The sequence below is a fragment of the Pseudomonas sp. KH_046_1 genome, from assembly GCF_057839025.1.
Map to the genome: position 1 here is coordinate 4,753,734 of NZ_CM174481.1, position 23,997 is coordinate 4,777,730.

Sequence of the window (23,997 nt, forward strand, 5' to 3'; positions counted from 1 at the left end):
CGATGAAGAATGATCAGCCACCGATGATTTTCATCACAGTCGCGCCACCAGAGAACGCCACTTCCTGCTTGTCCCCCAAGGCTTTCACCAGCAACCGCTGCAAGGCCGGTAGTGCTTGATGGCGCGGCTTGTCCAGCAGGTCGCCGATGTAATGGCGATTGCTCGATGACAGGCAGCCATGCAGCCACCCGGTGGAAGATAAACGCAAGCGTGAACAGGTCCGGCAGAAGGGCACGCTCTCATTGGCGATCACGCCGAAATAACCCTGGCCGGGAATTTCATAGCGAACGGCCGTCGCATCGACAGGCGCGTCGGCTTGCAGATATTCGTAGCGCTCGCCGATCAGGCTCAGTAATTGCTGGAGGCTGACGAACTGTTGCAGAAAGGCATTGGAGTCGTTGGCCAGGTGGCCCATGCGCATCAGCTCGATGAAACGCAGTTCATAACCGCGCTCCAGGCAGTAGTCGAGCAGTGGCATCACTTGATCGAGGTTCTGTCCGCGCAGCGGCACCATGTTGACCTTGATCTTCATGCCGGCCGCACTGGCCTCGTTCATGCCGTTGAGCACCGTGGCCAGGTCGCCGCCCCGGGCAATGCCGCGGAACGCGCTGGCGTCAAGGGTATCGAGGGAGACGTTGAGGCGCCGAATGCCGGCGTTCACCAGCAGCGGCAGCTTCTTCGCCAGCAACTGGCCATTGGTGGTCAGGCTGATATCTTCCAGGCCCATCTGCCCGACCGCCGTCATGAACGCTTCGAGTTTCGGGCTGACCAGCGGCTCGCCGCCGGTAATGCGCAGACGCTCGATGCCCGCCGCTTCAATCAGATAAGCCACACCGCGCGCCATGGCTTCGGCCGACAATTCATCCTGCGCAGCCACCAGACGCTTGCCGTTGGGCACGCAGTAGGTACAGGCGTAATTGCAGGCTGAGGTCAGACTGATTCGCAAGTTGCGAAAACGCCTGCCTTGACGGTCAACGATCATGGTCACTCCGGCGGAAGAATATCGGGCCGCTAAAACTTGACTCAGAAATCAAGTTTTAGCAAGTCCTCTACCTGAGTATATTCCTGCGGCACTGCGCCAAGTAGCGAAATCATGGCGCAATAAGGCAACTGAATGGCTCAGCTGCTGGGAGTGTCGGTGTCGCGCTTGCGCTTGTTGCCCATGCGCACGCCGATGTCCATCAGGAACTGGAAGAAACCTTCCTGATCTTCCAGCACATTGCTCCAGAACGGCGAGTGATACAGTGCGACGGCACCGTGTACCAGCGCCCAGGACGCGCAGTAATGGAAGTAAGGTGGCACGTCTTCCAGCTTGCCTTCGCTGATCCGGCCCTTGATCAGCAGGGTCAGGCGTTCGAAGTTCGAGGCACGGATCTTGTGCAGCTCCTCGATCATCTCCGGCACCTGGTTGCCCTTGACCACTTTTTCTTCAAGGCGGTCGAACAGGCGATAACGTTGTGGATCGCGCATGCGGAATTCGAAGTAGGCCCGGGACAGGGCTTCCTTGTCCTTGTCGACATCGGCCGAATGCAACAGCTCGTTCAAATCGCGCTCGTAGTCGAGCATCAGGCGCAGATAGATTTCCGCCTTGGATTTGAAGTGCTTGTAGATCGTGCCTTTACCGATACCGACGGCATCAGCAATCATCTCGACGGTGACACTGTCTTCACCTTGTTCGAGGAACAGCTTGAGCGCGGTATCGAGAATTTCCTGCTCGCGGCGACGGAATTCACGGACCTTACGAGGTTCTTTATGCATAAGAAAAGGTCTGTCGGGGTCAAAATTCGAAGCCGCGTATTATGCCTAACTTGCGCAAAAATGCACGGATCATCCGACCATATCTGCGCTTTCTGGTCATTTCGCGCACGTTTACAGGGTGATGAGAACTCTTCCGAAGCGCACGTATTCCAAATTTGTTTAAAAACCCTGGCCGCCAAACTGGACGAGGCGCAATCCTGATCAATACTTGAACTGTCGGCGGGGCATCTCCCCCAAGTGTCACGCCGATATTGGTACCAACGGACCGCGTGCCATTGTTTTACTCCTAATGGTCTTAACCCGGATTCACCCCCCAGAACCCGGGTTTTTTTTGCCTGCGATTTAACCTTTTACATGCGCCAGCGGGAACAGTCGCTTGAAATTCGCCGTGGTCTGCTCGGCAAACCGCTCGTAGGGTTCACCGCGCAACATTGCCAGAAATTCCGCAACTTCACGCACGTACTGCGGCAGGTTTGGCTTACCGCGATAGGGAATCGGCGCCAGGTACGGCGAGTCGGTTTCCACCAGCAAGCGGTCGGCCGGCACCTTGCTGGCCACATCGCGCAACGCGTCGGCATTGCGGAAAGTGACAATCCCGGACAGAGAAATGTAATAGCCCATGTCCAGCGCGGCCTTCGCCATATCCCAGTCTTCGGTAAAGCAATGCAGCACGCCCGCCTGGGGCAGCGCCGCGTCACGCAGCAAGTCCAGGGTATCGGCGCGGGCGCCACGGGTATGGATGATCACCGGTTTGCCGGTCTGTTGCGCTGCTTGCAGGTGCAGGCGGAACGATTCCTGCTGCAACTCTGCCGCTTCCGGCTCGTAGTGATAGTCCAGGCCTGTTTCGCCAATCGCCACCACGCGCGGGTGATTGAGTTCCTGCAACAGCCAGTCCAGCGCTGGCGCGGCACCCGGCTGCACATCCAGAGGGTGCACACCCACCGAGCAGTCGACATCGTCATAACGTTCGGCCAGGGCCTTGACGTCGGCCGCGTTGTCCACGCTGACACCGATACACAGAAAGTGCCCTACCCCACGCTGCCGGGCAGCCTCCATGGCAGCATCCAGGGAGCCGTCGTGGGCGGTCAGGTCGAGGCGATCAAGGTGACAATGGGAATCTACGAGCATAAAGGGCTGCAACTTGTATCGAATGGGTGGGACGGTCGGATGTTCTGATACTCAGAGTCTAGGCGCAGACAATCATCGTTGGGCAGGCAACGACACCCATTGCACCAGTAATGCCTCCAGCAGCAAGGCCGGGTTGAGGTTGGCTTTGCTCAGGACTTTCTGCCGCTGGGCGAGGATCCAGTCCTGAATATCGAGGACTTTGCCCTGGGCGCTTTTCTGCGCCAGGTATTGCACGACCTTGCGCATGTCGGTCAGGCCAAGGCCGGCTTCGTCCTGGGTCAACTGATAGCGCAGGATCAGGCTCGACCAATCGCAGAACCAGTCGAACAGGCGCAACATCGGAATGTTTTTCCATTCTTCGGCCAGTTGCGTCGGCGACTGCTGTTGCTTGAGGAGTTTCTTCACCCCCTCCACCACTTGTGCGCGCTGTTCACGCACGCCCTGGGCCTGGAGATTGACCGCCGCCAGCGGTGAACCGGCGGCCAGCGTCAGCAGTTCGACGCGCTCGTCTTCGGAACACTCCGGCAACGCCTGGGTCAGCCACTTCAAGCTCATGGCTTCGCCCGGCAGCGGACAGGCCTGCTGCACGCAGCGACTCTTGATGGTTGGCAACAAACGGCTCGGCTGATGGCTGACCAGCAACAGAACGGTATCGCCGGACGGTTCTTCAAGGCTTTTGAGCAAGGCGTTGGCGGCGTTGATGTTCATCGACTCGGCCGGCTCGATCAGCACCACTTTGCGCCCGCCCAACTGCGCGGTCTGCACCACGAAACCGACCAGGTCGCGAACCTGATCGACCTTGATCGCCTTGTCGGCTTCTTCCGGCTCCAGGATGTAGTTATCCGGGTGGCTGCCAGCCTTGAGCAGCAGGCAGGATTTGCATTCTCCGCAGGCTTCCAGCGCGTTCGGGCGCTGGCACAGCAAGCTGGCCATCAAGCGCTCGGCCAGTGCCCGCTTGCCGATTCCCGCCGGGCCATGCAGCAGGTAGGCGTGCGCATGCTGGGCGCGACCGGCCAGTTGCTGCCAGAGGTTTTCCTGCCACGGGTAAGCCTCAGCCACGGCTCAACTCCAGCAGGCGCGGCAGCAAGGCATCCAGCGATTGCTGGACCTTTGCCAACGGTTGGGCAGCATCGACCAGCACATAACGCGCCGGATCCGCCTTGGCGCGCTTGAGGAAGGCACTGCGCACGGCATCGAAAAAGGTCCGGCCTTCGAGCTCGAAGCGATCCAGACGACCACGAGCGCTGGCGCGGGCCAGGCCGACCTCGACAGGCAGATCGAAAATCAGCGTCAGGTCCGGGCGCAGATCGCCCTGGACGAAGGTTTCCAGGGTCGCGATGCGCTCCAGCGACAAGCCGCGACCGCCCCCCTGGTAAGCATATGTCGAATCAGTAAAACGATCACACAGGACCACGGCACCGCGGGCCAGCGCCGGGCGAATCACTTCGGCCAGGTGCTGGGCACGTGCCGCGAACACCAGCAGCAACTCGGTATCCGGGTTCATGACTTCATCGACCGGAGCCAGCAGCACTTCACGGATGCGCTCGGCTAACGGCGTGCCACCCGGCTCGCGGGTCAGCACTACCTCGATGCCGGCGGCGCGCAAGCGCTCGGCCAGGTATTCGCGATTGGTGCTCTTGCCGGCGCCTTCGGGGCCTTCCAGAGTAATAAACAAGCCAGTCACAGGCAGTCCTTAGTCAGAGTCATTGCGGGCTTTTCGGTGCGCTTGCATCGGGTTCGGGCGTTTCAGGGGCTGGCGCAGGATCTTGCGCCGGCACCTGCGGCAGCGCCTCGGGAGCCGTGTTCGGTGAAGCGGCCGGGATCGGTGCCAGCTCCTGCGAAGCCTTGGCCTCCTGCGTACCGTTTTGTTCAGTCTGGGTCGGCGATGTCTCTGGCGTGGCAGTGGGTGCCGGGCTGGAGCGGTAATCGGCGCGACGCTTGAGCTGGAACTCCTTCACGGCATTGTTGTGGGCATCCAGGTCGTCGGAGAACACGTGAGTACCATCGCCACGCGCCACGAAGTAAAGGCTGTTGCCCTCCACCGGATTGAGCGCCGCATGGATGGCTTCGCGACCGACCATGGAAATCGGCGTCGGCGGCAGGCCCGCATTCATGTAGGTGTTATAGGGCGTCGATTCCTTGAGGTGAGCCCGGGTCAGCTTGCCGCTGTAGCGGTCGCCGAGGCCGTAGATCACCGTCGGGTCGGTCTGCAGCAGCATGCCCATCGCCATGCGCCGCACAAACACACCGGCAATCTGCCCGCGCTCCTGTGGCACACCGGTTTCCTTTTCCACCAGCGAAGCCATGATCAGCGCCTGGTAGGGTTCGGTGTACGGCGTATCGGCAGCGCGCTTTTCCCACTCCTTGGCGAGCACTTCATCGAGGCGGTCGTAAGCGGTTTTCAACACCTCGACATCGGACATGCCCCGCACATAACGATAGGTGTCAGGGAAGAAGCGCCCTTCCGGAAAAATCCCGGTGTGGCCGAGCTTGTCCATGACCTGGCTATCGCTCAAACCGTTGAGGCTATGATCGAGCTTCTCTTCCTTGGCCAGCGCTGCACGGACCTGACGAAAATTCCAGCCTTCGACCAGGGTCAGGCTGTACTGAACCATTTCCCCGCGTTTCCACAGGTCAATCAGGCCTTCGACAGTCATGCCAGGTTGAATGCGGTATTCACCACTGTGCAGAGGTTGTTTGGCGAGGTTGAAGCGCCAATACACCCGTAGCCAGAATGCGTCCTTGATGACGCCACTGGCTTCGAGTCGGTATAAGGTGCGGGTCGGTGTGGTGCCCTTGGGCACATCCAGCAATTGTTCCTGGGCAATGTTCAGCGGCTGTACCAGCGCCGAATGAATTTTCCAGGCTGAAGCACCCATCAGCAGCCCTGCCAGAACCACTCCGGTTTCCAGCAGCAGCAAGAGTTTACGTCTCACGTATCAAGCATCCAGTAGCACACGGGCAATGGTTTGGAGTTTACGGGTGAGCGGCCCAACCGGCCAGTGAAGAGCAGCATAGGCGCGCACCGGCCAGATACCATACACGCTGTTGCAGACAAAGACTTCGTCAGCCCATTGCAGCTGTTCGAGGGGGATATCAGTGATTTGCGTGGGGATTCCCAGCGACTTGGCTTGAAACAATATCTCGGCGCGCATCACGCCTGCCACGCCGCAGCGCTTGAGGTCAGCGGTGATGAGCACGCCATCACGCACCAGGAACAAGTTGCTGAACACGCCTTCAATCACGCGCCCGGCCTGATCGAGCATCAAGCCTTCGGCATGCTCGCTGTCCTGCCATTCGGCACGGGCGAGGACTTGCTCAAGACGATTCAGGTGCTTGAGGCCGGCCAGTAATGGCTGCCTGGACAATCGCGTGACGCAGGGAAACAGACGTACACCCTGCTCGCCATGCGCGGCTGGGTAAGCCGCCGGTGGATTGCCTTGCAGAATGCGTCGGGCCTGGGCCGAAGGATCGGGGGCGTAACCGCGCAGACCGTCGCCACGGGTGAGGATGAGCTTTAGCACCCCGTCACCCAGTGCCGCGGCGTAGGCCAGCAGTTCGCTGCGGATCAGCCCATGCTCGGTGGTTATCGCCAGGCGTGAGCAGCCATCCGCCAGACGCGACAGATGCCGGTCCAGCAACACGGGCTGCCCATTGCGCACGGCGATGGTCTCGAACAGACCATCGCCATAAGCCAGGCCGCGATCCTTCAGCGACAAAGCGTCAGCCGGCTGACCGTCGACCCAGCTGTCCATCAGCCTGCGAACCGGCGGAACACCAGCGAGCCGTTGGTGCCGCCAAATCCGAAGGAGTTGGAAACGACCACATCGATATCCATGTTGCGCGCCGTGTGCGGCACGAAATCGAGATCGCAGCCTTCGTCCGGCTCATCGAGGTTGATGGTCGGCGGCGCTACCTGGCCGTTGATTGCCAGCACGCTGAAGATCGCCTCGACCGCGCCCGCCGCACCCAGCAGGTGACCGGTCATGGACTTGGTGGAACTGACGGCCAGCTTGTAGGCGTGATCGCCGAACACCGACTTGATCGCATTGACTTCGGCCAGGTCGCCTGCGGGAGTCGACGTGCCGTGGGCGTTGATGTACTGCACTTGATCGCCATTGATTTTAGCATCGCGCAGCGCATTGGTGATGCAGCGCGCAGCACCCGCGCCATCGGCTGGCGGCGAGGTCATGTGGTAGGCATCGCCACTGGTGCCGAAGCCGATCAGCTCGGCATAGATGGTCGCACCACGGGCCTTGGCGTGCTCGAGCTCTTCCAGCACCAGCGCACCGGCACCGTTGGACAATACAAAGCCATCACGGCCCTTGTCCCATGGGCGGCTGGCGCGGGTCGGCTCGTCGTTGCGGGTCGACAGCGCGCGGGAGGCACCGAAGCCGCCCATGCCCAGACCGCAGGCCGCCATCTCGGCGCCGCCGGCAATCATCACATCGGCTTCGTCGTACATGATGTTGCGGGCCGCCATGCCAATGCAGTGGGTACCGGTGGTACAGGCCGTGGCGATGGCGTAGTTAGGTCCCTGTGCACCGAGGTGGATGGACAGGAAACCGGAAATCATATTGATGATCGAGCCTGGCACGAAGAACGGAGAGATCCGACGTGGGCCAGTCTCGTGCAGCGTGCGGGCGGTTTCTTCGATATTGGTCAGACCGCCAATACCCGAGCCCATGGCCACGCCGATACGCTCACGGTTGGCGTCAGTGACTTCCAGACCGGAATTGCGTACCGCCTGAAAACCTGCGGCCAGACCGTATTGAATGAACAGGTCGAGCTTGCGGGCTTCCTTGACCGACAGGTATTCCTCGACATTGAAGTCCTTTACCGAGCCGCCAAAACGGGTGGAATAGGCAGAAAGGTCGGTGTGTTCGATCAGACCAATGCCACTGCGGCCAGCCAGAATGCCCTGCCAGCTGCTCGGCACATCCGTGCCCAGTGGCGACAACATACCCATACCGGTGACTACGACGCGTCTACGCGACACAGCACTCTCCTTTTTCAAATGACGACTTTGCATCAGGCCTAAAGAAAAAACCGCACGCCGTGATGGCAGTGCGGTTTTTCCATGACAGCGAGCAACGATTACAAACTATTACGCCTGGTGGCTAGTAACGTAGTCGATTGCAGCTTGTACAGTAGTGATCTTCTCGGCTTCTTCGTCAGGGATTTCGGTCTCGAATTCCTCTTCCAGAGCCATCACCAGCTCAACGGTGTCAAGGGAGTCGGCACCCAGGTCTTCAACGAAGGAAGCAGTGTTGACCACTTCTTCTTCTTTAACGCCCAGTTGCTCAGCAACGATTTTCTTGACGCGCTCTTCGATGGTGCTCATACCTTGTTTTCACTCCTAATGGACAAATTCAGGCAGCTGGCCAGTGGGTAAGTGTATAGAAAGGCTTTTCAGTTTTTCAACTGAAAGCTTCACTCCTCAAACCCGGTGACCCTATGCCTATAAAATAGATTGCAGCTTTATAACGGATTTTAGACAGCTCGTATGACATTTTTTTGAAGCAATCCGTCACATTTGAATTACATGTACATCCCGCCGTTCACCGGGATTGTAGCTCCGGTAACGTAAGCCGCACCGTCCGACGCAAGAAAAGCGACCACGGACGCGATCTCTTGAGCCTGTCCCAGACGACCCAGCGGAATCTGCGTCTGCAAGGCTTCACGCTGTGCCTCGGGCAGTTCACGGGTCATATCGGTATCGATGAACCCTGGGGCCACCGAGTTTACCGTAATCGAACGCGAACCGACTTCACGCGCCAGTGCACGGCTGAAACCTTCCAGACCGGCCTTGGCGGCAGCGTAGTTTACTTGGCCTGCGTTGCCCATGGCACCCACAACCGAACCAATACTGATAATTCGGCCCCAACGCGCCTTGGTCATGCCACGCAAAACGCCCTTGGACAGGCGGAACAGACTGTTCAGATTGGTATCGACAACGTCGTGCCACTCGTCGTCTTTCATGCGCATCATCAGGTTATCGCGGGTGATACCGGCATTGTTGACCAGGATCGCCGGCGCACCGAACTGCTCCTGAATGCTCGCCAGGACTGCAGCCACGGACTCGTCGCTGGTGACGTTGAGCTCAAGACCGGTGCCTTGGATGCCGTTTTCTTTCAGGGTGGCGGCAATGCGCTCAGCACCCGACGCGGAGGTCGCGGTACCCACGACGATGGCGCCCTGACGACCCAGTTCCAGGGCGATAGCCTGGCCGATGCCACGACTTGCACCAGTGACCAGTGCAACTTTACCTTGCAGACTCATGCAAGCTTCTCCTGATTCAGGCCAACGCTGCACGGGCGGCAGCGAAAGCGTCTGGGGTATTGAGGTTGGATGTCGACACGCCTTCGGCGCAGCGCTTGTTCAGACCGGCCAGCACTTTGCCCGGACCGCATTCGACCAGTTGGGTCGCGCCCCTGGTGGCCAGCACCTGGACCGATTCAACCCAGCGCACTGGCTTGTAAAGCTGCTCAAGCAGATCGCGCTTGAGGGTTTCAAGATCGGCAGGCACGTCAGCACTGACGTTCTGCACCACAGGAATTTGCGGGACCTGCCAGTCGATCGCGGCGATCGACTCGGCGAAACGCTCGGCCGCCGGACGCATCAGCTCGCAGTGGGACGGCACGCTGACAGGCAACGGCATGGCGCGCTTGGCACCACGCGCCTTGCAGCCTTCGATGGCGCGCTCGACGGCAGCCTTGGCACCGGCGATGACCACCTGGCCCGGCGAGTTGAAATTGACCGCACTGACCACTTCGCCTTGCGCCGCTTCGGCACAGGCTGCCAGTACGTCGGCATCGTCCAGACCGAGGATGGCGGCCATGCCGCCCTGCCCCGCCGGAACGGCTTCCTGCATCAGTTGGCCACGACGCTCGACGAGCTTCACCGCATCGCCCAGGCTCAGACTGCCTGCCGCAACCAGCGCGCTGTATTCACCCAGGCTGTGCCCGGCAACGTAAGCCGGACGCGCACCGCCTTCGGCCAGCCACAGACGCCACAGGGCGATAGAGGCGGTCAGAATGGCCGGTTGGGTTTTATCGGTTTGATTGAGTTGCTCTTCCGGCCCTTGCTGGGTCAGTGCCCACAGGTCGTAACCCAGTGCATCGGAAGCTTCTTTGAATGTTTCAAGGACAACCGGATGTTGCGCGCCCAACTCGGCCAGCATGCCGAGGGACTGCGAACCCTGTCCTGGAAAGACGAATGCGAGGGAAGCAGACATGTAACAAGCCCCTAATGATCTTGTCGTCGGAGAGTTGGCGTCCCGCTTTGGGGACGCAAGAAACTGACAGTTGGATGGCCCATCGAACCAAGCGGTCACATTTAAGCATTGTCCGACGAAAACGCCTAAAGCAACAAATCCTCCAGACGACCGTGCAGGCGCTCGGGAAGATTCTCCTGAATCTCGATCAAGGCGCGCGCAATGGCACTCTGAAACCCCTGGACCCCTGCAGAACCGTGGCTTTTCACCACAATCCCCTGCAAGCCGAGAAAGCTCGCACCGTTGTGTCGGGCAGGCGCCAGTTCAGCCTGCAGACGCTTCATCAACGGCAGCGCCAACGCACCGACCACGCGAGAGGCCACGTTCTTCCTGAACAACGCCTCGATGCGCCCGGCAATCATGGTCGCCAGACCTTCGCTGGATTTGAGCAGGATGTTGCCGACAAAACCGTCGCACACCACCACATCCGCTTCGCCACGGTACAAACCGTCGCCCTCGATAAAGCCGATGTAATTGATGCCCCGGGCGCCTTGCAACAATGTCGCTGCCAGCTTGACCTGCTGATTGCCCTTGATGTCTTCGGTGCCGATGTTCAGCAACGCCACCCGTGGACGCACTATGCCCAGGGTTTCCGCCGCAACCGAGCCCATGACCGCAAACTGCAACAGATGCTCGGCACTGCAATCGACGTTGGCGCCCAGGTCGAGCAATTGGCAGTAACCCTTTTGTGTCGGAATCGCCGCGACCATGGCCGGACGGTCAATGCCCGGCAGGGTCTTGAGCACGAACCGCGACAACGCCATCAGCGCCCCGGTGTTGCCGGCACTGACACAGGCCTGGACCTTTCCGTCACGCAACAACTCAAGCGCAACGCGCATCGATGAGTCAGGTTTGCCGCGCAAGGCCTGGGCGGGTTTTTCGTCCATGGTGATGACTTCGCTCGCCGGTGTAATCGACAGGCGCGCGCGATCCACAGCCGAATGGCCAGCGATCAATTCTTCAAGAAGGGAGGGTTGACCGACGAGGGTCAGGTGCAGCGAGGGTGTAGCAGACAGGCAAGCAAGGCTGGCCTGAACAATGCTGCGGGGACCGAAGTCCCCGCCCATTGCGTCAATCGCGATGACTTGAGCGGACAAGTGATTACTCGTCAGCGCCCTTGTCGATCACTTTACGGCCACGGTATACGCCTTCTGGCGATACGTGGTGACGCAGGTGAACTTCACCGGTGGTTTTTTCTACAGACAGGGTGCTAGCCTCGAGAGCGTCGTGCGAACGGCGCATGTCACGGGCAGAGCGGGATTTTTTGTTCTGCTGAACAGCCATAATTGATTAACTCCTAAACGTTTGGGTCACGCTTTAACTGCGCCAATACACTGAACGGGTTGGACCGCGTTACCTCGTCCTCGCTCGGTTCGGGCTCATCGAGACCCGCCGGCTGCTGGCATTCTTCCGGATGATGAGCAGGCACAATGGGCAAGGCGAGCAGAAGCTCCTCCTCGATCAGTGACTGCAGATCCAAAGGATCTTCGCCCAGTTCCAGCACGTCATAACCTTTCGGCAACGACTGGGTATTCGCACCCTCCTTCACCACGGCGTAACTGCATTCGCTGTGGATCGGCAGGGTGACCAGCTCAAGACAACGCTGGCAAACCATTTTGACTTCAGTGTCGATAAAGCTGTGGATGACCACAGATTTACGTTCATCTCGTTCAAAAACGAATTTAGCCTGCACCGTACCGACATTGTCGGAAAGCGGGTCGCAGAGTCTCTCCAAATCGGCCAGCAGCATTTCACCTTGAAGGGTGGTGCCACGATCAGCCAATTTGCGCGGGTCAACGTGAGGTGGAATCGGGTCATTCAACATAGGCGCAGCATTATAGGGATGCCCCCGCCCATGTCAAAGGAAATTCAGTCCTGTCCGTCACTTGGAAGCCTCGCTAGAATTCGCACACGCCTTATGGAGTTGCGCATGCTGCCTTTATTACTCGCTTCCAGCTCGGCCTATCGCCGGGAATTGCTGACCCGCCTGCAGCTGCCATTCACTTGCAGCTCGCCGGATATCGACGAAAGCCATCGCCCGGGCGAATCCGCCATCGAGCTGGTCAAACGCCTCGCCGAAGAGAAATCCCGCGCCCTGGCCGACAGCCATACCGCTCATCTGATAATCGGCTCCGACCAGGTCGCCGTGCTGGGAGAGCGGATTATCGGCAAGCCCCACACGTTCGAAAAAGCCCGCGAACAACTGCTGGCCGCTAGCGGTGCCAGCGTGACATTTCTGACCGGTCTGGCCCTGCTCAACAGCCAGACCGGGCACTGCCAGGTCGATTGCGTGCCATTCACCGTACACATGCGCACACTCGACGCACCCCGCATCGAACGCTACCTGCACGCCGAGCGACCCTACGACTGCGCAGGCAGCTTTAAGGCCGAAGGCCTGGGGGTCAGCCTGTTTCGCAGCACCGAGGGACCTGACGCCACCAGCCTGATCGGCCTGCCGCTGATTCGCCTGATCGACATGTTGCTGGCCGAAGGCGTGCAAATCCCCTGATAGCAAAAGATCGCAGCCTGCGGCAGCTCCTACACGAATTAGCGTAGGAGCTGCCGCAGGCTGCGATCTTTTGACCTAAGGCCGGATCAGCGCAGCGACGGACCGTTAAAACCCATCCACATCGCCAAATGCTCAGCCACACTAGCACCGAGCTTTTTCGAGAAGCGATCGAATGGCGACTCCTGAACGGTAAAGTCCACCAGTTCTTTCTCGCCGATCACATCCCGCGCAACTGAACTGGCGCTACCCAACCCATCGATCAACCCCAGTGGCAGTGCCTGCTCGCCGGACCAGACCAGGCCGGAGAACAGCTCCGGATGCTCCTTGTCCTTCAGGCGATCGCCACGGCCCTGCTTGACGCTGCTGATGAACTGCTTGTGGGTCGTATCGAGCACGCCCTGCCAGAAGGCGGTTTCTTCCGGCTTCTGTGGCTGGAACGGATCGAGGAACGACTTGTGCTCGCCAGAGGTGTAAGTGCGACGCTCGACGCCCAGCTTCTCCATGGTGCCGACAAAACCATAACCGGCTGCCGTCACACCGATGGAGCCGACCAGGCTCGCCTTGTCGGCGTAGATCTGATCTGCCGCGCTGGCGATGTAGTAAGCGCCGGAAGCCCCCAGATCGGAAATGACCGCATAGAGCTTGATATCCGGGTGCAGGCCGCGCAGACGACGGATCTCGTCATAGACATAACCCGACTGCACCGGACTGCCGCCCGGGCTGTTGATGCGCAGGATGACGCCCTTGACCTTCTTGTCCTCGAAAGCCGCGCGCAGGCTGCCGACGATATTGTCTGCGCTGGCCGGCTCCTTGTCGGCAATCATGCCTGTCACATCGATCAACGCCGTGTAATTGGCACCGAGGGTAGCGGCCTTCTCCATATCCATCAGCGGCGAAAACAGGGCAATTGCGCCGAACAGATACACAAAAGTCAGTGACTTGAAGAATATCCCCCAGCGACGGGAACGGCGCTGCTCCTGCACGCTGGCCAGCAGCGTCTTTTCCAGCAGCTTCCAGCTTTTGTCGTCACCGCTCTCTGCGCTCGCCTTGGCGGGCGCCTTCCATTCGTCGGTCATGCCATCCACCCCAAATACAACCGGTTAAGCCCGCTGACTGAGCCAGGCATGCAATTCTGAAAAACGGTCGATGGCCAGTCGCGGCTCATACAATTTCAACGCATCGATCGATTGGGCGCCATAACTGACGGCCACCGAGCCCATGCCTGCGTTGCGCGCCATTTGCAAATCAAAGGACGAATCACCGACCATCAACGCCTGTTCCGGGCGAACCTCGCAATGGGCCAGGATTTGCTCAAGCATCAGCGGATGGGGCTTGCTGGCGGTCTCGTCGGCAGCGCGGGTGATATCGAAGTAATTCTCCCAGCCATGGGACTTCAGCACCCGATCCAGCCCGCGACGGGCCTTGCCGGTCGCCACTGCCAGATGATAACCCTCGGCACGAAATGCCTCGAGCGACTCGACCACACCCTCGAACAGCGGCGAAGGCACAGCCTCCGACGCAATGTAATGCTCAGCATAGTGCTCACGGAACGCGATCAGCTCGGCATCATCGATTTCGGGGTACAGGGTGCGGATCGCTTCCGGCAAGCCCAGACCGATGATGCCCTTGACGGCCAGATCATCACGCAGCTCAAAACCGGAACGCTGCGAAGCAACGTGCATCGCCTCGACAATCCGGCCAATGGAATCGGCCAGGGTGCCGTCCCAATCAAAGATCAGCAGTTTGTAATCAGATGGGCGCACTCAATCGCTCCACGGTTTTGGCCCACATCTCGTCGACCGGCGCTTGCAGCTTCAGCTCACCGCCATCGGGAAGCGGCACGGTCAGCATGTAGGCGTGCAGGAACAGGCGCTTGCCGCCCAGATCGCGAATTTCCTTACTGAAATCGTCATCGCCGTACTTGGTGTCGCCGGCAATGCAGTGCCCGGCGTGCAACGTGTGGACGCGGATCTGGTGAGTGCGGCCGGTGATCGGCTTGGCTTCAATCAGGGTGGCAAAGTCGCCAAAGCGACGCAGGACCTTGAACACGGTCACAGACTCCTTGCCCTCCTCCTCATCGACCTCGACCATACGCTCACCGGAGCGCAGATTGCTCTTGCCGAGCGACGCTCGAACTTGCTTGATCGAGGATGCCCAGTTACCGCGAACCAGCGCCATATAGCGCTTATCAACGCCATCACCGCGCAAGGCTGTGTGCAAGTGACGCAGCATGCTGCGCTTCTTGGCGATCATCAGCAGGCCGGAGGTGTCACGATCGAGACGATGAACCAGTTCGAGCTCCTTGCAATCGGGACGCAACTGACGAAAGGCTTCGATGACTCCGTAGTTCAAGCCGCTGCCGCCGTGAACGGCGATGCCGCAAGGCTTGTTGATCACGATCAGCGCCTTGTCTTCGAAGACAATCGAGGCCTCGAGCCGCTGCAGCAGGCCTTGTGCCAGTGGTACCGGCTCGTCGCGCTCAGGCACGCGAACCGGCGGCACGCGCACGATGTCGCCCGCCTGCAGCTTGTACTCGGGCTTGATCCGACCTTTGTTCACGCGCACTTCGCCCTTGCGCAAAATGCGGTAAATCAAGGTCTTGGGCACGCCTTTGAGTCGGGCGAGAAGGAAATTATCAATGCGCTGGCCGGCATATTCCGGCGAGACCTCAAGCAGTTGTACGCCTGGAGTCGGGGGGGTAGTCGTCGTCATGGCGCGGATGATAACAATTTTTTATGGAATTGAAGCACTTAATCATTGCTGCTATAGTCGCGAACGTCGCCAAAAGCGGCCTGGACAGCGGACCAACGGTCAAAAACCGGCCCTGACCAACGCAATTCACCAGGACGCGAGGCCGTCCTACGGGGCTTTCGCTACGTAACGGTGGAGTTTGCAGGTGTAACGAGCGCAGGTGACATGAGGCCTGAATCACGCCACAAAGCAGAGTTTTTCACTCGTTTTGCGAGCCATATTCACGGCCAGTTCACAAAGTGCAGTCAGTTGCGAATGACCCCGAGCGAAGGCATCGGAAACAACGCCTAAATTAGCCATGATGCGTGACCTCCCCTATCGGAGCTCACGGTAAATGCCAACCCGCTGCGGATTCTGCGCGCGGCAGCACCCGAATTATCAGGGATACGTGTAGGGTGGAGATGCACAACCGCCGGACTGTGTAGCAACAGGCTTTCTCAAGACGCTTCATCTCGTCCACAGCCGCTGGTTGATTCCTCCTCCTGACTGAGTGCTTAAGTAGCCACAGCAAGCAGGACGCGTACGTCGCGATGAAGGCCCACATTGGCCAGACTTCGCTGGACACGGGAAATGGCCAACCACTCCCGACGCACCTGACACCGACCGTGAGAAGTCGTGTGTGCCGAACGCCGTTTCCGGCAGCCCGGAAACCGACGGTACTACATGAAAAGAATGCTGATTAACGCAACTCAACCCGAAGAGTTGCGTGTTGCACTGGTAGATGGCCAGCGCCTCTACGACCTGGACATCGAATCCGGTGCACGCGAGCAGAAGAAGGCCAACATCTATAAAGGCCGGATTACTCGCATCGAACCAAGCCTCGAGGCTGCCTTTGTCGATTTCGGCTCTGAGCGCCACGGCTTCCTGCCCCTCAAAGAAATCTCCCGCGAATACTTCAAGAAAGCCCCGGAAGGTCGCGTCAACATCAAGGACGTCCTGAGCGAAGGTCAGGAAGTCATCGTTCAGGTCGAAAAAGAAGAACGTGGCAACAAGGGCGCCGCCCTGACCACCTTCATCAGCCTGGCCGGTCGTTACCTGGTGCTGATGCCGAACAACCCGCGTGCCGGCGGTATCTCCCGTCGCATCGAAGGCGAAGAGCGCAATGAACTGCGTGAAGCCCTGAACGGCCTGGTTGCCCCGGCTGACATGGGTCTGATCGTTCGTACTGCCGGCCTGGGCCGCAGCAGCGAAGAAATGCAGTGGGACCTCGACTACCTGCTGCAACTCTGGACCGCGATCAAAGAAGCCTCGCTGGATCGTTCCGCGCCGTTCCTGATCTACCAGGAAAGCAACGTGATCATCCGCGCGATCCGCGACTACCTGCGCCAGGACATCGGCGAAGTGCTGATCGACAGCGTTGAAGCCCAGGACGAAGCCCTGACCTTCATCCGCCAGGTAATGCCGCAGTACGCCAGCAAGATCAAGCTGTACGAAGACAGCGTTCCGCTGTTCAACCGTTTCCAGATCGAAAGCCAGATCGAAACCGCTTTCCAGCGCGTTGTCGAACTGCCTTCCGGCGGCTCCATCGTTATCGATCCGACCGAAGCCCTGGTGTCCATCGACATCAACTCGGCGCGCGCCACCAAAGGCAGCGATATCGAAGAAACCGCACTGCAAACCAACCTTGAAGCGGCCGAAGAAATCGCCCGTCAGTTGCGCCTGCGCGACATCGGCGGCCTGATCGTCATCGACTTCATCGACATGACCCCTGCCAAGAACCAGCGCGCCGTGGAAGAGAAAGTCCGCGAATGCCTGGAAGCCGACCGCGCTCGCGTGCAAGTCGGTCGCATTTCGCGCTTCGGCCTGCTGGAAATGTCCCGTCAGCGCCTGCGTCCATCCCTGGGCGAAAGCAGCGGCATCGTCTGCCCGCGTTGCAACGGCACCGGCATCATCCGCGACGTTGAATCGCTGTCCCTGGCGATCCTGCGCCTGATCGAAGAAGAAGCCCTGAAAGACCGTACCGCCGAAGTTCGTGCACAAGTGCCGATCCCGGTGGCTGCGTTCCTGCTCAACGAAAAACGCAACTCGATCACCAAGATCGAACTGCGCACCCGCGCCCGCATCGTCATCCTGCCGAACGATCACCTCGAAACGCCGCATTTCGAAGTGCAGCGCCTGCGTGATGACAGCCCGGAAGCTGCGACCAACCAGTCCAGCTACGAAATCGCTGCGGCCGCTGCCGAAGTCGAAGAAGTCCAGCCAGCCGCTGCGACCCGCACCCTGGTTCGCCAGGAAGCCGCGGTCAAGACGGCCCCGGCCCGCGCCAACGCTCCGGTGCCGACCGAAGTTGCCGCTCCAGCCCCTGCCCCGGTCGCCGTACCGGAGCCAAGCCTGTTCAAAGGCCTGGTGAAGTCGCTGGTGAGCCTGTTCGCCACCAAGGAAGAGCCTGCCGCACCGGTTGTGGTTGAAAAACCTGCCGCCGAGCGTCCGGCCCGCAACGAAGAGCGTCGTAACGGTCGCCAGCAAAGCCGCAACCGTAACGGTCGCCGCGATGAAGAGCGCAAGCCTCGCGAAGAGCGTGCACCGCGTGAAGAACGCGCACCACGTGAGCCACGTGAAGAGCGTCAGCCACGGGAAGTGCGCGAACCTCGCGAGACCCGCGAAGAAACTCCGGCAGTAGCCCGCGAAGAACGCGCACCACGCGCGCCTCGTGAAGAACGTGCACCGCGCGCTCCGCGTGAAGATCGCAAGCCACGTGGCGAGCGTGAAGAGCGCGTTCGTGAACTGCGCGAACCTCTGGATGCCGCTCCGGCTGCTTCGGCTGCTCCAGCCGCCGTTGCTACCGCTGAAGAGCGTCCAGCTCGCCAGCCACGTGAAGAACGCGCTCCACGCCCACCGCGTGAAGAACGTCAGCCACGTGCCGAACAAGCTGCCGCAGCCGCCACTGAAGAAGAACTGGTCACCAACGAAGAGCAACTGCAGGAAGACGGTCAGGAAGGCGCCGAAGGCGATCGTCCACGCCGCCGCTCCCGTGGTCAGCGTCGTCGCAGCAACCGTCGCGAGCGTCAGCGTGACGCCAACGGCAACGTGATCGAAGGTTCGGAAGAGTCCGAGTCCGGCGAAAACGCTGAAGCACCAAGCGTTGCCGATCTGGCCGCCGGCCTGGCTGTTACCGCAGCCGTTGCCAGCAGCGTGATCAGCGCTCCAGCCGAAGCTGAAGCCAACGTGCAAGCCGAACGCGCCACAGCCGCGACTCTGGAAGCAGCTCCGGTTGAAGCGCCAGTCGTTGAAGCGACCACACCGGTCGAAATCACCGCCTCGCCGGAAATCGAAGTGGCGCCAGCGCCGGAAGCTCAGCCTGCTGTTGAAGCGGCTGCCGAGCCAGCGCCAGTGGTAGAAGCACCAGCTATGGCTGCAGAAGCGGTTGTTGAAACCGTGACTGAAACCGTGCGTGAAGTTCGCGAAGAGCAAACCGCATTCAACTGGGTTGCCGAGCCAGCCGTCGCTGAAGCCGCTGCACCTGCCGCTGAAACCCCAGTGGCTGAAGCCATGGTTTCCGAGCCGGTGGTTGCCGCCGCGGAACCGGCTCCAGCGCCGGTGGTTGAAGCGCCAGTCGTTGAAGCACCGGTCGTTGCCGAAGCACCTGCTCCGGTAGTCGAAACTGCTCCTGTCAGCGCCCTGACGCCAAGTGGCCGTGCGCCTAACGACCCGCGTGAAGTGCGTCGTCGCAAGCGTGAAGCCGAGCGTCTGCAGAAGGAAGCTGAACTGGCTGCCGCTGCGGCTCCAGCTGAAGCGGTTGTCGCTGCCGAGCCTGCACCGGTTGCTGCTGAAGTGGTTGAGGCAGCTCCTGCCCCGGCCGCTGAAGTGGCTGCCGAGCCGGTTGAGTCGGTGATCCACGAAGCACCGCGCTCCGTTCAGGAAGCGGTAGAGCAACACGAGCAAGCCCAGGAAAAAGAACACGAGCCTAAACCTCTCGTCTGATTCCATCGGCCACTAAAAAGCCCCGCCTGGTGATCCCAGGCGGGGCTTTTTTATATCCGGACTTCACAGCAATCCCTTGTAGGAGCGAGCCTGCTCGCGAAAGCGGTGGATCAGATTGCATCTCTGCTGGATGGCAGATCGCTATCGCGAGCAGGCTCGCTCCCACAGGGGGTTCAGGTTGATCTGAAAATCTATGCGGGGCTAAAGATCAATGCCTGCGGCACATCCACATCCCACACAACACCCGGATCATCCACGGTCACTTCAACCACCCGCCCCTGGGCAAACAACGGTTTGGCGCCACGATCCCCCGATAGCGCCATCAACCCCACCGCGAAGTCCCGTCCGAACCCGACCGGATGTCCGTACTCACCGCTCTGCACGGGCACGCTGATACGGTCATCGCCAATACCCGCCACCACTTGCTCGATACTGGATGGCAGGATGAACGGCATATCCCCCAGCACCATCAACCAACCATCGAGTTGCTTGCAGGCAACGACTCCCGCGGCAATGCTGTCGCCCATTCCCGTCGATTCGATCAGTACAATCTCGCAGCCATAGGCCTGAGCCATGCGAATCACTTGCGGGCGGTCAGCAGTGGTCACCAGTACGCGTTTGTCCAGCGCCGCCGGCAGGTTGACCAACGTGTGCTCGATGACGGACCGCACCACGCCGTCACGCCCGGTGCAATCGGCCACCAATTTATCCTTTTCGGCACCCGCCTCCTGGCGAAAGCGGCTGCCCTGCCCTGCCGCCAGTACGACGACGCCAATGGACTCGCTCATACGCTCTCCCGCACGGCTTTCTTCTGCTTCAGTTCGACGCCATTTTTGACCGCCACGATTTCCGCCATGAGCGACAAGGCAATTTCCGCAGGATTATGACTGCCGATGTGCAAACCGATCGGACCATGCAAGCGGTCAATCGCCGATTGCGACAACCCCAGTTGAGCCAGGTTTTCCCGGCGTTTCTGGCTGTTGACTCGCGATCCCAGCGCACCGACGTAAAAAGCCCTGGAATCCAGGGCCGTGAGCAGCGCCATGTCGTCCAGACGCGGATCATGGGTCAAGGCCACGATGGCCGTGCGTTCATCGGTCTGGATGTTCAATACCGCCTCATCCGGCATGCCCGAAACGAATCGTCCGTGCTGCTCCTCCCAGCCATAGACAAACTCGGTACGCGGATCGCAAATCAACACCTCGAAATCCAGCAACCGGGCCATTTCCGCCACATAACGTGACAGCTGCCCCGCGCCGATCAGCAGCAAGCGCCAGCGCGGGCCATAGATCGCCCGCAAGGTCTGTCCGTCGAATGCCAACACGTCAGCTTTACTGGCCGGCAGCAAAAGTACTTTGCCAGTGGCCAGATTCAGTTCGCGCGCAACGATTTCATGGGCCTCGCAACGCGCGAGCAATGGCTCGACCCAATCCCCATCGTCGATACGCTCCTCGGTCAAGCGCAAGGTACCGCCGCAGGGCAAGCCGAAACGTGCGGCTTCCTCGCGGGTCACGCCGTAGGTGATCAATTGCACCGGCGGCCCGTCAAGCGCTAGGCGTCCGTCGTGCAGCCGGGCGATCAAGTCATCTTCGACACACCCGCCGGAAACCGAACCAATCACCATGCCGTCTTCGCGCAAGGCGAGCATGGCGCCGGGTGCCCGGGGCGCAGTGCCCCAGGTTTCGACCACGCTGTACAACACCACCCGCTGACCGGCGCGATGCCATTGCAACACACTGCGCAGGACGTTCAGATCGGCGCTGTCCATCAGGCGCCGGCCTTTTGCCAGCCCGACAGCTGATAACGAACCGGCAGGTTGCGGATGCGTTTGCCGGTGGCAGCAAAGATCGCATTGCACAGTGCCGGCGCAATCGGTGGCACGCCTGGTTCACCCACACCGCCCAAGGGCACGTTGCCCGGCGGCGTCACCAGATGCACCGCCACTTCTTTCGGTGCCAGGGACATGCGCGCCACCTCGTACATGTGGAAGTTATCCTGCTGGACCTTGCCGTCCTTGAAGCTGATTTCCCCCAGCACCGCATTACCCAGGCCCATGACGCAGGCCCCCTCGAATTGCGCGCGAATGCGCTCGGGGTTGATCTGTGGTCCGCAGTCGACGGCGATGTCGGCCTTGTGCACCACCAGTGTGCCATCATCTTTCACCTCCACCTCGATCACCGCCGCCACATACGTCACGAAGCTGTAATGCACCGCCAGTCCCAGGCCGCGCCCCTTGGGCAACTCACGCCCCCAACCGGCGGCTTTGGCGGCGGTCTCCAGTACCGTGCGCAGGCGCGCGGTGTCGATCGGATAACGCTCGGGGGATTCGCCGTAGTTCCACTCTTCACTCAAGGTGCGCGGATCGATCTGACGATCCGGGCCGAGCAATCTGATCTGGTACTTGAGTGGGTCCTGCCCGGCCTTGTGCGCCAGTTCATCGATAAAACTCTGGATCGAGAAGCCATGGGGAATATTCGACACCGAGCGATACCAACCCACCCGGGTATGCACCGTGGCCTCGGGGTTCTCCAGGCGAATGTTGGGGATCGCATAGGCCATGTTGGTGAACCCCATGCCCAGTTCGAACGCCGCCTCATGGTTCATGCCCGGCGCAAACAACGCGGTGATGCTCGGCGCCACCGTACGGTGCAACCAGCCGGACGGCAGGCCATCCTTGTTCAGGCTGGCCTTGAGGTATTCGGCCGACACGGTGTGGAAGTAGGAACAGTGGATGTCGTCTTCGCGGGTCCATTGCACCTGCACCGCTTTGCCTGGGAATTCTTTGGCGAGGATGGCGGCTTCGATGATGAAGTCAGGCTTGGACTTGCGCCCGAATCCGCCCCCCAGCAAGGTCACGTTGAACGTGACCTTGTCGAACGGCAGGCCCAGGCGCTCACCGATCCGTTCCCGAGAGACCTGCGGTGCCTGGCTTGGCCCCCAGGCTTCACACGCACCGTCCTTGAACCGCGCAATGGCGACCATCGGCTCCATCGGCGACTGTGACAGATGCGGCAAATAGTAGGAGGCTTCCAGGGTGCTATCGGCGCTGTCCATGGCCTTTTCGAGGTTGCCGGTATTGCGCACCACCTTGCCGGGCTTGAGCGAGGCGGCTTCGAGTTCCTTGCGATAGGCGATCGAATCGTAGCTGGCGTTGGGGCCGTCGTCCCACTCGATTTTCAGCGCCTCGCGCCCTTTGATCGCCGCCCAGGTATTGCTCGCCACCACGGCGATGCCGCCCAGAGGTTGGAACTCAGAGGGCAACGGACGGCTTTCGATCTGTACCACTTTGACCACGCCGGGGACTTTCATCGCCGCGCTGCCATCGAAGCTTTTGACTTTGCCGCCATACACCGTGGGCCGCGCAATGGTCGCGTACAGCATGCCGTCGAAATGCACGTCGGCGCCGTACACCGCACGACCGTTGACGATGTCTTCACCGTCGATGGCCTTGGTGCCTTCCTTGCCGATGTAACGGAACTCAGAGGGTTGCTTGAGCTTCAGGCTGTCGCGGGCCGGAACCGGCAACGCGCTTGCAGCGGAGGCCAGGGCGCCATATCCGATTTCGCGGCCAGAAGGCTCATGGACAACCTTATGCAATTGCGCGTGACACTCACCGACCGGCACTTTCCATTGTGCGGCCGCAGCCTGTTCGAGCATGGTCCGCGCGGCGGCACCGCAACGGCGCATCGGCTCGTACCAGTGACGCATGCTGCGCGAGCCGTCGGTGTCCTGGTTGCCGAAGCGCACCTCATCGCCGGGGGCCTGCTGCACCTTGACCATCGCCCAGTCGGCTTCCAGTTCATCGGCCACCACCATGGTCAAGCTGGTGCGCACGCCCTGGCCCATCTCCGAGCGGTTGCAAATCACGGTCACCGTGCCATCCGCGGCGATGCTCACATAGACTTTCGGATCGTCGACCCAGCCGTGAGGCATGCCGTCGGCGCCGAACTTCTTCTCTTTCTCGTCGGCAAACGCGTCCTGCCAGCCCCAACTCGCGGCGACCACCAGTGCACCGGTCGCCCCCACGCCCTTGAGAAAACCACGGCGACTGAGGTTGCTCAGGACGAAATCATTCGATAAGCGGCTCATGCCTTGGCCTCCTTCAGGTGAGTGGAGGCCTGGCGGATCGCGGTCTTGATACGGTTATAGGTGCCGCAGCGGCAGATGTTGCCGACCATGGCTTCTTCGATCTGCTCGTCGCTCGGGTTCGGATTGGTCTTGAGCAACGCCGTCGCCGACATGATTTGCCCGCCCTGGCAGAAGCCGCATTGGGCGACCGCCGTGTCGAGCCAGGCTTGCTGCACGACTTTGCCGATCGGGTCGGCGTGCAGGTTGTCGATGGTGCTGACATTCTGCCCGGCGACTGAACCGATGGGCGTGATGCAACTGCGTGCCGGAGCCCCTTCGATATGAATGGTGCAGGCCCCGCACAGGCCCATGCCGCAGCCGAACTTGGTGCCGTTGTAACCGGCCACGTCGCGGATCGCCCAGAGCAGCGGCATGTCCTCGGTGACGTCGAGTTGATGGTCTTGACCATTGAGTTTCAGGGTAATCATGGGCACGCCCGCATAGTTCTTGAGTTATGGGGTCGAGCAATCTGCCGCTGGATCTCGGTGGGTCGCACGCAGATCGACTCAGGCTAATGGGCTCTCTT

General features: G+C 60.4%; 23 protein-coding genes. 2 read left to right on the forward strand and 21 right to left on the reverse strand.

Annotated elements, in window-relative coordinates; all coding sequences use genetic code 11:
- Positions 1–13: 13 nt before the first annotated feature.
- From AC3IT9_RS21715 to AC3IT9_RS21780, 14 genes are all read right to left on the reverse strand, one after another.
- Entirely contained in the window at positions 14–982 is a 969-nt protein-coding gene (locus AC3IT9_RS21715) for a GTP 3',8-cyclase MoaA (protein ID WP_126046963.1), read from the reverse strand.
- Between the two features lie 137 nt (positions 983–1,119).
- Entirely contained in the window at positions 1,120–1,758 is a 639-nt protein-coding gene (locus AC3IT9_RS21720) for a TetR/AcrR family transcriptional regulator (protein WP_034149949.1), read from the reverse strand.
- Between the two features lie 342 nt (positions 1,759–2,100).
- Positions 2,101–2,886: a TatD family hydrolase gene (locus AC3IT9_RS21725; RefSeq protein ID WP_489270997.1), complete on the reverse strand. Its 786-nt coding sequence runs from the start codon at positions 2,884–2,886 to the stop codon at positions 2,101–2,103.
- A gap of 72 nt (positions 2,887–2,958) precedes the next feature.
- On the reverse strand, positions 2,959–3,945 hold the full coding sequence (locus tag AC3IT9_RS21730) for a DNA polymerase III subunit delta' (RefSeq protein WP_150758278.1): 987 nt from the start codon (positions 3,943–3,945) through the stop codon (positions 2,959–2,961).
- Positions 3,938–4,570 carry a dTMP kinase gene (gene tmk / locus AC3IT9_RS21735; RefSeq protein ID WP_353741411.1) on the reverse strand — a complete coding sequence of 211 codons (633 nt, stop codon included), beginning with the start codon at positions 4,568–4,570 and terminating at the stop codon, positions 3,938–3,940. Before tmk ends, AC3IT9_RS21730 begins: the two co-directional genes overlap by 8 nt.
- Before the next feature lie 19 nt (positions 4,571–4,589).
- Complete coding sequence (mltG, locus tag AC3IT9_RS21740; RefSeq protein WP_150726194.1) at positions 4,590–5,822, reverse strand: endolytic transglycosylase MltG; 1,233 nt, start codon at positions 5,820–5,822, stop codon at positions 4,590–4,592.
- 3 nt (positions 5,823–5,825) lie between these two features.
- Positions 5,826–6,641: an aminodeoxychorismate lyase gene (gene pabC, locus AC3IT9_RS21745; protein WP_151214583.1), complete on the reverse strand. Its 816-nt coding sequence runs from the start codon at positions 6,639–6,641 to the stop codon at positions 5,826–5,828.
- Entirely contained in the window at positions 6,641–7,885 is a 1,245-nt protein-coding gene (gene fabF / locus AC3IT9_RS21750; RefSeq protein ID WP_150726192.1) for a beta-ketoacyl-ACP synthase II, read from the reverse strand. The genes pabC and fabF overlap by 1 nt, the downstream gene beginning before the upstream one ends.
- Before the next feature lie 108 nt (positions 7,886–7,993).
- Positions 7,994–8,230 (reverse strand): acyl carrier protein, encoded by a 237-nt coding sequence (acpP, locus tag AC3IT9_RS21755; protein WP_003175607.1) that lies wholly within the window; start codon positions 8,228–8,230, stop codon positions 7,994–7,996.
- A 197-nt stretch (positions 8,231–8,427) separates the two neighbouring features.
- Complete coding sequence (fabG, locus tag AC3IT9_RS21760; protein ID WP_007997043.1) at positions 8,428–9,168, reverse strand: 3-oxoacyl-ACP reductase FabG; 741 nt, start codon at positions 9,166–9,168, stop codon at positions 8,428–8,430.
- A 16-nt stretch (positions 9,169–9,184) separates the two neighbouring features.
- Positions 9,185–10,123 carry an ACP S-malonyltransferase gene (gene fabD / locus AC3IT9_RS21765; protein WP_150726191.1) on the reverse strand — a complete coding sequence of 313 codons (939 nt, stop codon included), beginning with the start codon at positions 10,121–10,123 and terminating at the stop codon, positions 9,185–9,187.
- A 125-nt stretch (positions 10,124–10,248) separates the two neighbouring features.
- Positions 10,249–11,259, reverse strand: coding sequence for a phosphate acyltransferase PlsX (gene plsX, locus AC3IT9_RS21770; protein ID WP_150758361.1), 1,011 nt, complete (start codon positions 11,257–11,259; stop codon positions 10,249–10,251).
- Positions 11,260–11,263: 4 nt separating this feature from the next.
- A complete protein-coding gene (gene rpmF, locus AC3IT9_RS21775; RefSeq protein ID WP_003179396.1) occupies positions 11,264–11,446 on the reverse strand; it encodes a 50S ribosomal protein L32 in 183 nt (60 codons plus the stop codon).
- Positions 11,447–11,459: 13 nt separating this feature from the next.
- A complete protein-coding gene (locus AC3IT9_RS21780) occupies positions 11,460–11,987 on the reverse strand; it encodes a YceD family protein (RefSeq protein ID WP_008050439.1) in 528 nt (175 codons plus the stop codon).
- A 105-nt stretch (positions 11,988–12,092) separates the two neighbouring features.
- On the opposite strand from AC3IT9_RS21780, the gene AC3IT9_RS21785 reads away from it, so the two are divergent.
- Positions 12,093–12,671, forward strand: coding sequence for a Maf family protein (locus AC3IT9_RS21785; RefSeq protein ID WP_489270998.1), 579 nt, complete (start codon positions 12,093–12,095; stop codon positions 12,669–12,671).
- 86 nt (positions 12,672–12,757) lie between these two features.
- Here the strand turns inward: AC3IT9_RS21785 and AC3IT9_RS21790 are convergent, their stop codons facing one another.
- From AC3IT9_RS21790 to rluC, 3 genes are read right to left on the reverse strand one after another with little or no spacing between them, the layout of a single operon-like run.
- Positions 12,758–13,747: a S49 family peptidase gene (locus tag AC3IT9_RS21790; protein WP_489270999.1), complete on the reverse strand. Its 990-nt coding sequence runs from the start codon at positions 13,745–13,747 to the stop codon at positions 12,758–12,760.
- Between the two features lie 24 nt (positions 13,748–13,771).
- Positions 13,772–14,434, reverse strand: coding sequence for an HAD-IA family hydrolase (locus tag AC3IT9_RS21795; RefSeq protein ID WP_150758364.1), 663 nt, complete (start codon positions 14,432–14,434; stop codon positions 13,772–13,774).
- Positions 14,421–15,383 carry a 23S rRNA pseudouridine(955/2504/2580) synthase RluC gene (gene rluC, locus AC3IT9_RS21800; protein ID WP_151214580.1) on the reverse strand — a complete coding sequence of 321 codons (963 nt, stop codon included), beginning with the start codon at positions 15,381–15,383 and terminating at the stop codon, positions 14,421–14,423. Before rluC ends, AC3IT9_RS21795 begins: the two co-directional genes overlap by 14 nt.
- 702 nt (positions 15,384–16,085) lie before the next feature.
- Between rluC and rne the strand changes: the two genes are divergently transcribed.
- Entirely contained in the window at positions 16,086–19,343 is a 3,258-nt protein-coding gene (gene rne / locus AC3IT9_RS21805; RefSeq protein ID WP_489271000.1) for a ribonuclease E, read from the forward strand.
- A gap of 191 nt (positions 19,344–19,534) precedes the next feature.
- Here rne and AC3IT9_RS21810 read toward each other — a convergent pair whose 3' ends face one another.
- The 4 genes from AC3IT9_RS21810 to AC3IT9_RS21825 are packed head-to-tail and all read right to left on the reverse strand — an operon-like array spanning position 19,535 to position 23,899.
- Complete coding sequence (locus AC3IT9_RS21810; protein ID WP_489271001.1) at positions 19,535–20,131, reverse strand: nucleotidyltransferase family protein; 597 nt, start codon at positions 20,129–20,131, stop codon at positions 19,535–19,537.
- Positions 20,128–21,111 (reverse strand): XdhC family protein, encoded by a 984-nt coding sequence (locus tag AC3IT9_RS21815; RefSeq protein ID WP_150726183.1) that lies wholly within the window; start codon positions 21,109–21,111, stop codon positions 20,128–20,130. Before AC3IT9_RS21815 ends, AC3IT9_RS21810 begins: the two co-directional genes overlap by 4 nt.
- Positions 21,111–23,432, reverse strand: a complete 2,322-nt coding sequence (locus AC3IT9_RS21820) for a xanthine dehydrogenase family protein molybdopterin-binding subunit (protein ID WP_489271002.1) — start codon at positions 23,430–23,432, stop codon at positions 21,111–21,113. Before AC3IT9_RS21820 ends, AC3IT9_RS21815 begins: the two co-directional genes overlap by 1 nt.
- Entirely contained in the window at positions 23,429–23,899 is a 471-nt protein-coding gene (locus tag AC3IT9_RS21825) for a (2Fe-2S)-binding protein (RefSeq protein WP_150753999.1), read from the reverse strand. The genes AC3IT9_RS21820 and AC3IT9_RS21825 overlap by 4 nt, the downstream gene beginning before the upstream one ends.
- Positions 23,900–23,997: the final 98 nt, after the last annotated feature.

Coding starts and splice junctions, on each gene's coding strand:
- AC3IT9_RS21715 (WP_126046963.1), bottom strand. CDS start 982: ATGATCGTTGACCGTCAAGGCAGGCGTTTTCGCAACTTGCGAATCAGT.
- AC3IT9_RS21720 (WP_034149949.1), bottom strand. CDS start 1,758: ATGCATAAAGAACCTCGTAAGGTCCGTGAATTCCGTCGCCGCGAGCAG.
- AC3IT9_RS21725 (WP_489270997.1), bottom strand. CDS start 2,886: ATGCTCGTAGATTCCCATTGTCACCTTGATCGCCTCGACCTGACCGCC.
- pabC (WP_151214583.1), bottom strand. CDS start 6,641: ATGGACAGCTGGGTCGACGGTCAGCCGGCTGACGCTTTGTCGCTGAAG.
- acpP (WP_003175607.1), bottom strand. CDS start 8,230: ATGAGCACCATCGAAGAGCGCGTCAAGAAAATCGTTGCTGAGCAACTG.
- fabG (WP_007997043.1), bottom strand. CDS start 9,168: ATGAGTCTGCAAGGTAAAGTTGCACTGGTCACTGGTGCAAGTCGTGGC.
- fabD (WP_150726191.1), bottom strand. CDS start 10,123: ATGTCTGCTTCCCTCGCATTCGTCTTTCCAGGACAGGGTTCGCAGTCC.
- rpmF (WP_003179396.1), bottom strand. CDS start 11,446: ATGGCTGTTCAGCAGAACAAAAAATCCCGCTCTGCCCGTGACATGCGC.
- AC3IT9_RS21780 (WP_008050439.1), bottom strand. CDS start 11,987: ATGTTGAATGACCCGATTCCACCTCACGTTGACCCGCGCAAATTGGCT.
- AC3IT9_RS21785 (WP_489270998.1), top strand. CDS start 12,093: ATGCTGCCTTTATTACTCGCTTCCAGCTCGGCCTATCGCCGGGAATTG.
- AC3IT9_RS21790 (WP_489270999.1), bottom strand. CDS start 13,747: ATGACCGACGAATGGAAGGCGCCCGCCAAGGCGAGCGCAGAGAGCGGT.
- rluC (WP_151214580.1), bottom strand. CDS start 15,383: ATGACGACGACTACCCCCCCGACTCCAGGCGTACAACTGCTTGAGGTC.
- rne (WP_489271000.1), top strand. CDS start 16,086: ATGAAAAGAATGCTGATTAACGCAACTCAACCCGAAGAGTTGCGTGTT.
- AC3IT9_RS21810 (WP_489271001.1), bottom strand. CDS start 20,131: ATGAGCGAGTCCATTGGCGTCGTCGTACTGGCGGCAGGGCAGGGCAGC.
- AC3IT9_RS21815 (WP_150726183.1), bottom strand. CDS start 21,111: ATGGACAGCGCCGATCTGAACGTCCTGCGCAGTGTGTTGCAATGGCAT.
- AC3IT9_RS21820 (WP_489271002.1), bottom strand. CDS start 23,432: ATGAGCCGCTTATCGAATGATTTCGTCCTGAGCAACCTCAGTCGCCGT.
- AC3IT9_RS21825 (WP_150753999.1), bottom strand. CDS start 23,899: ATGATTACCCTGAAACTCAATGGTCAAGACCATCAACTCGACGTCACC.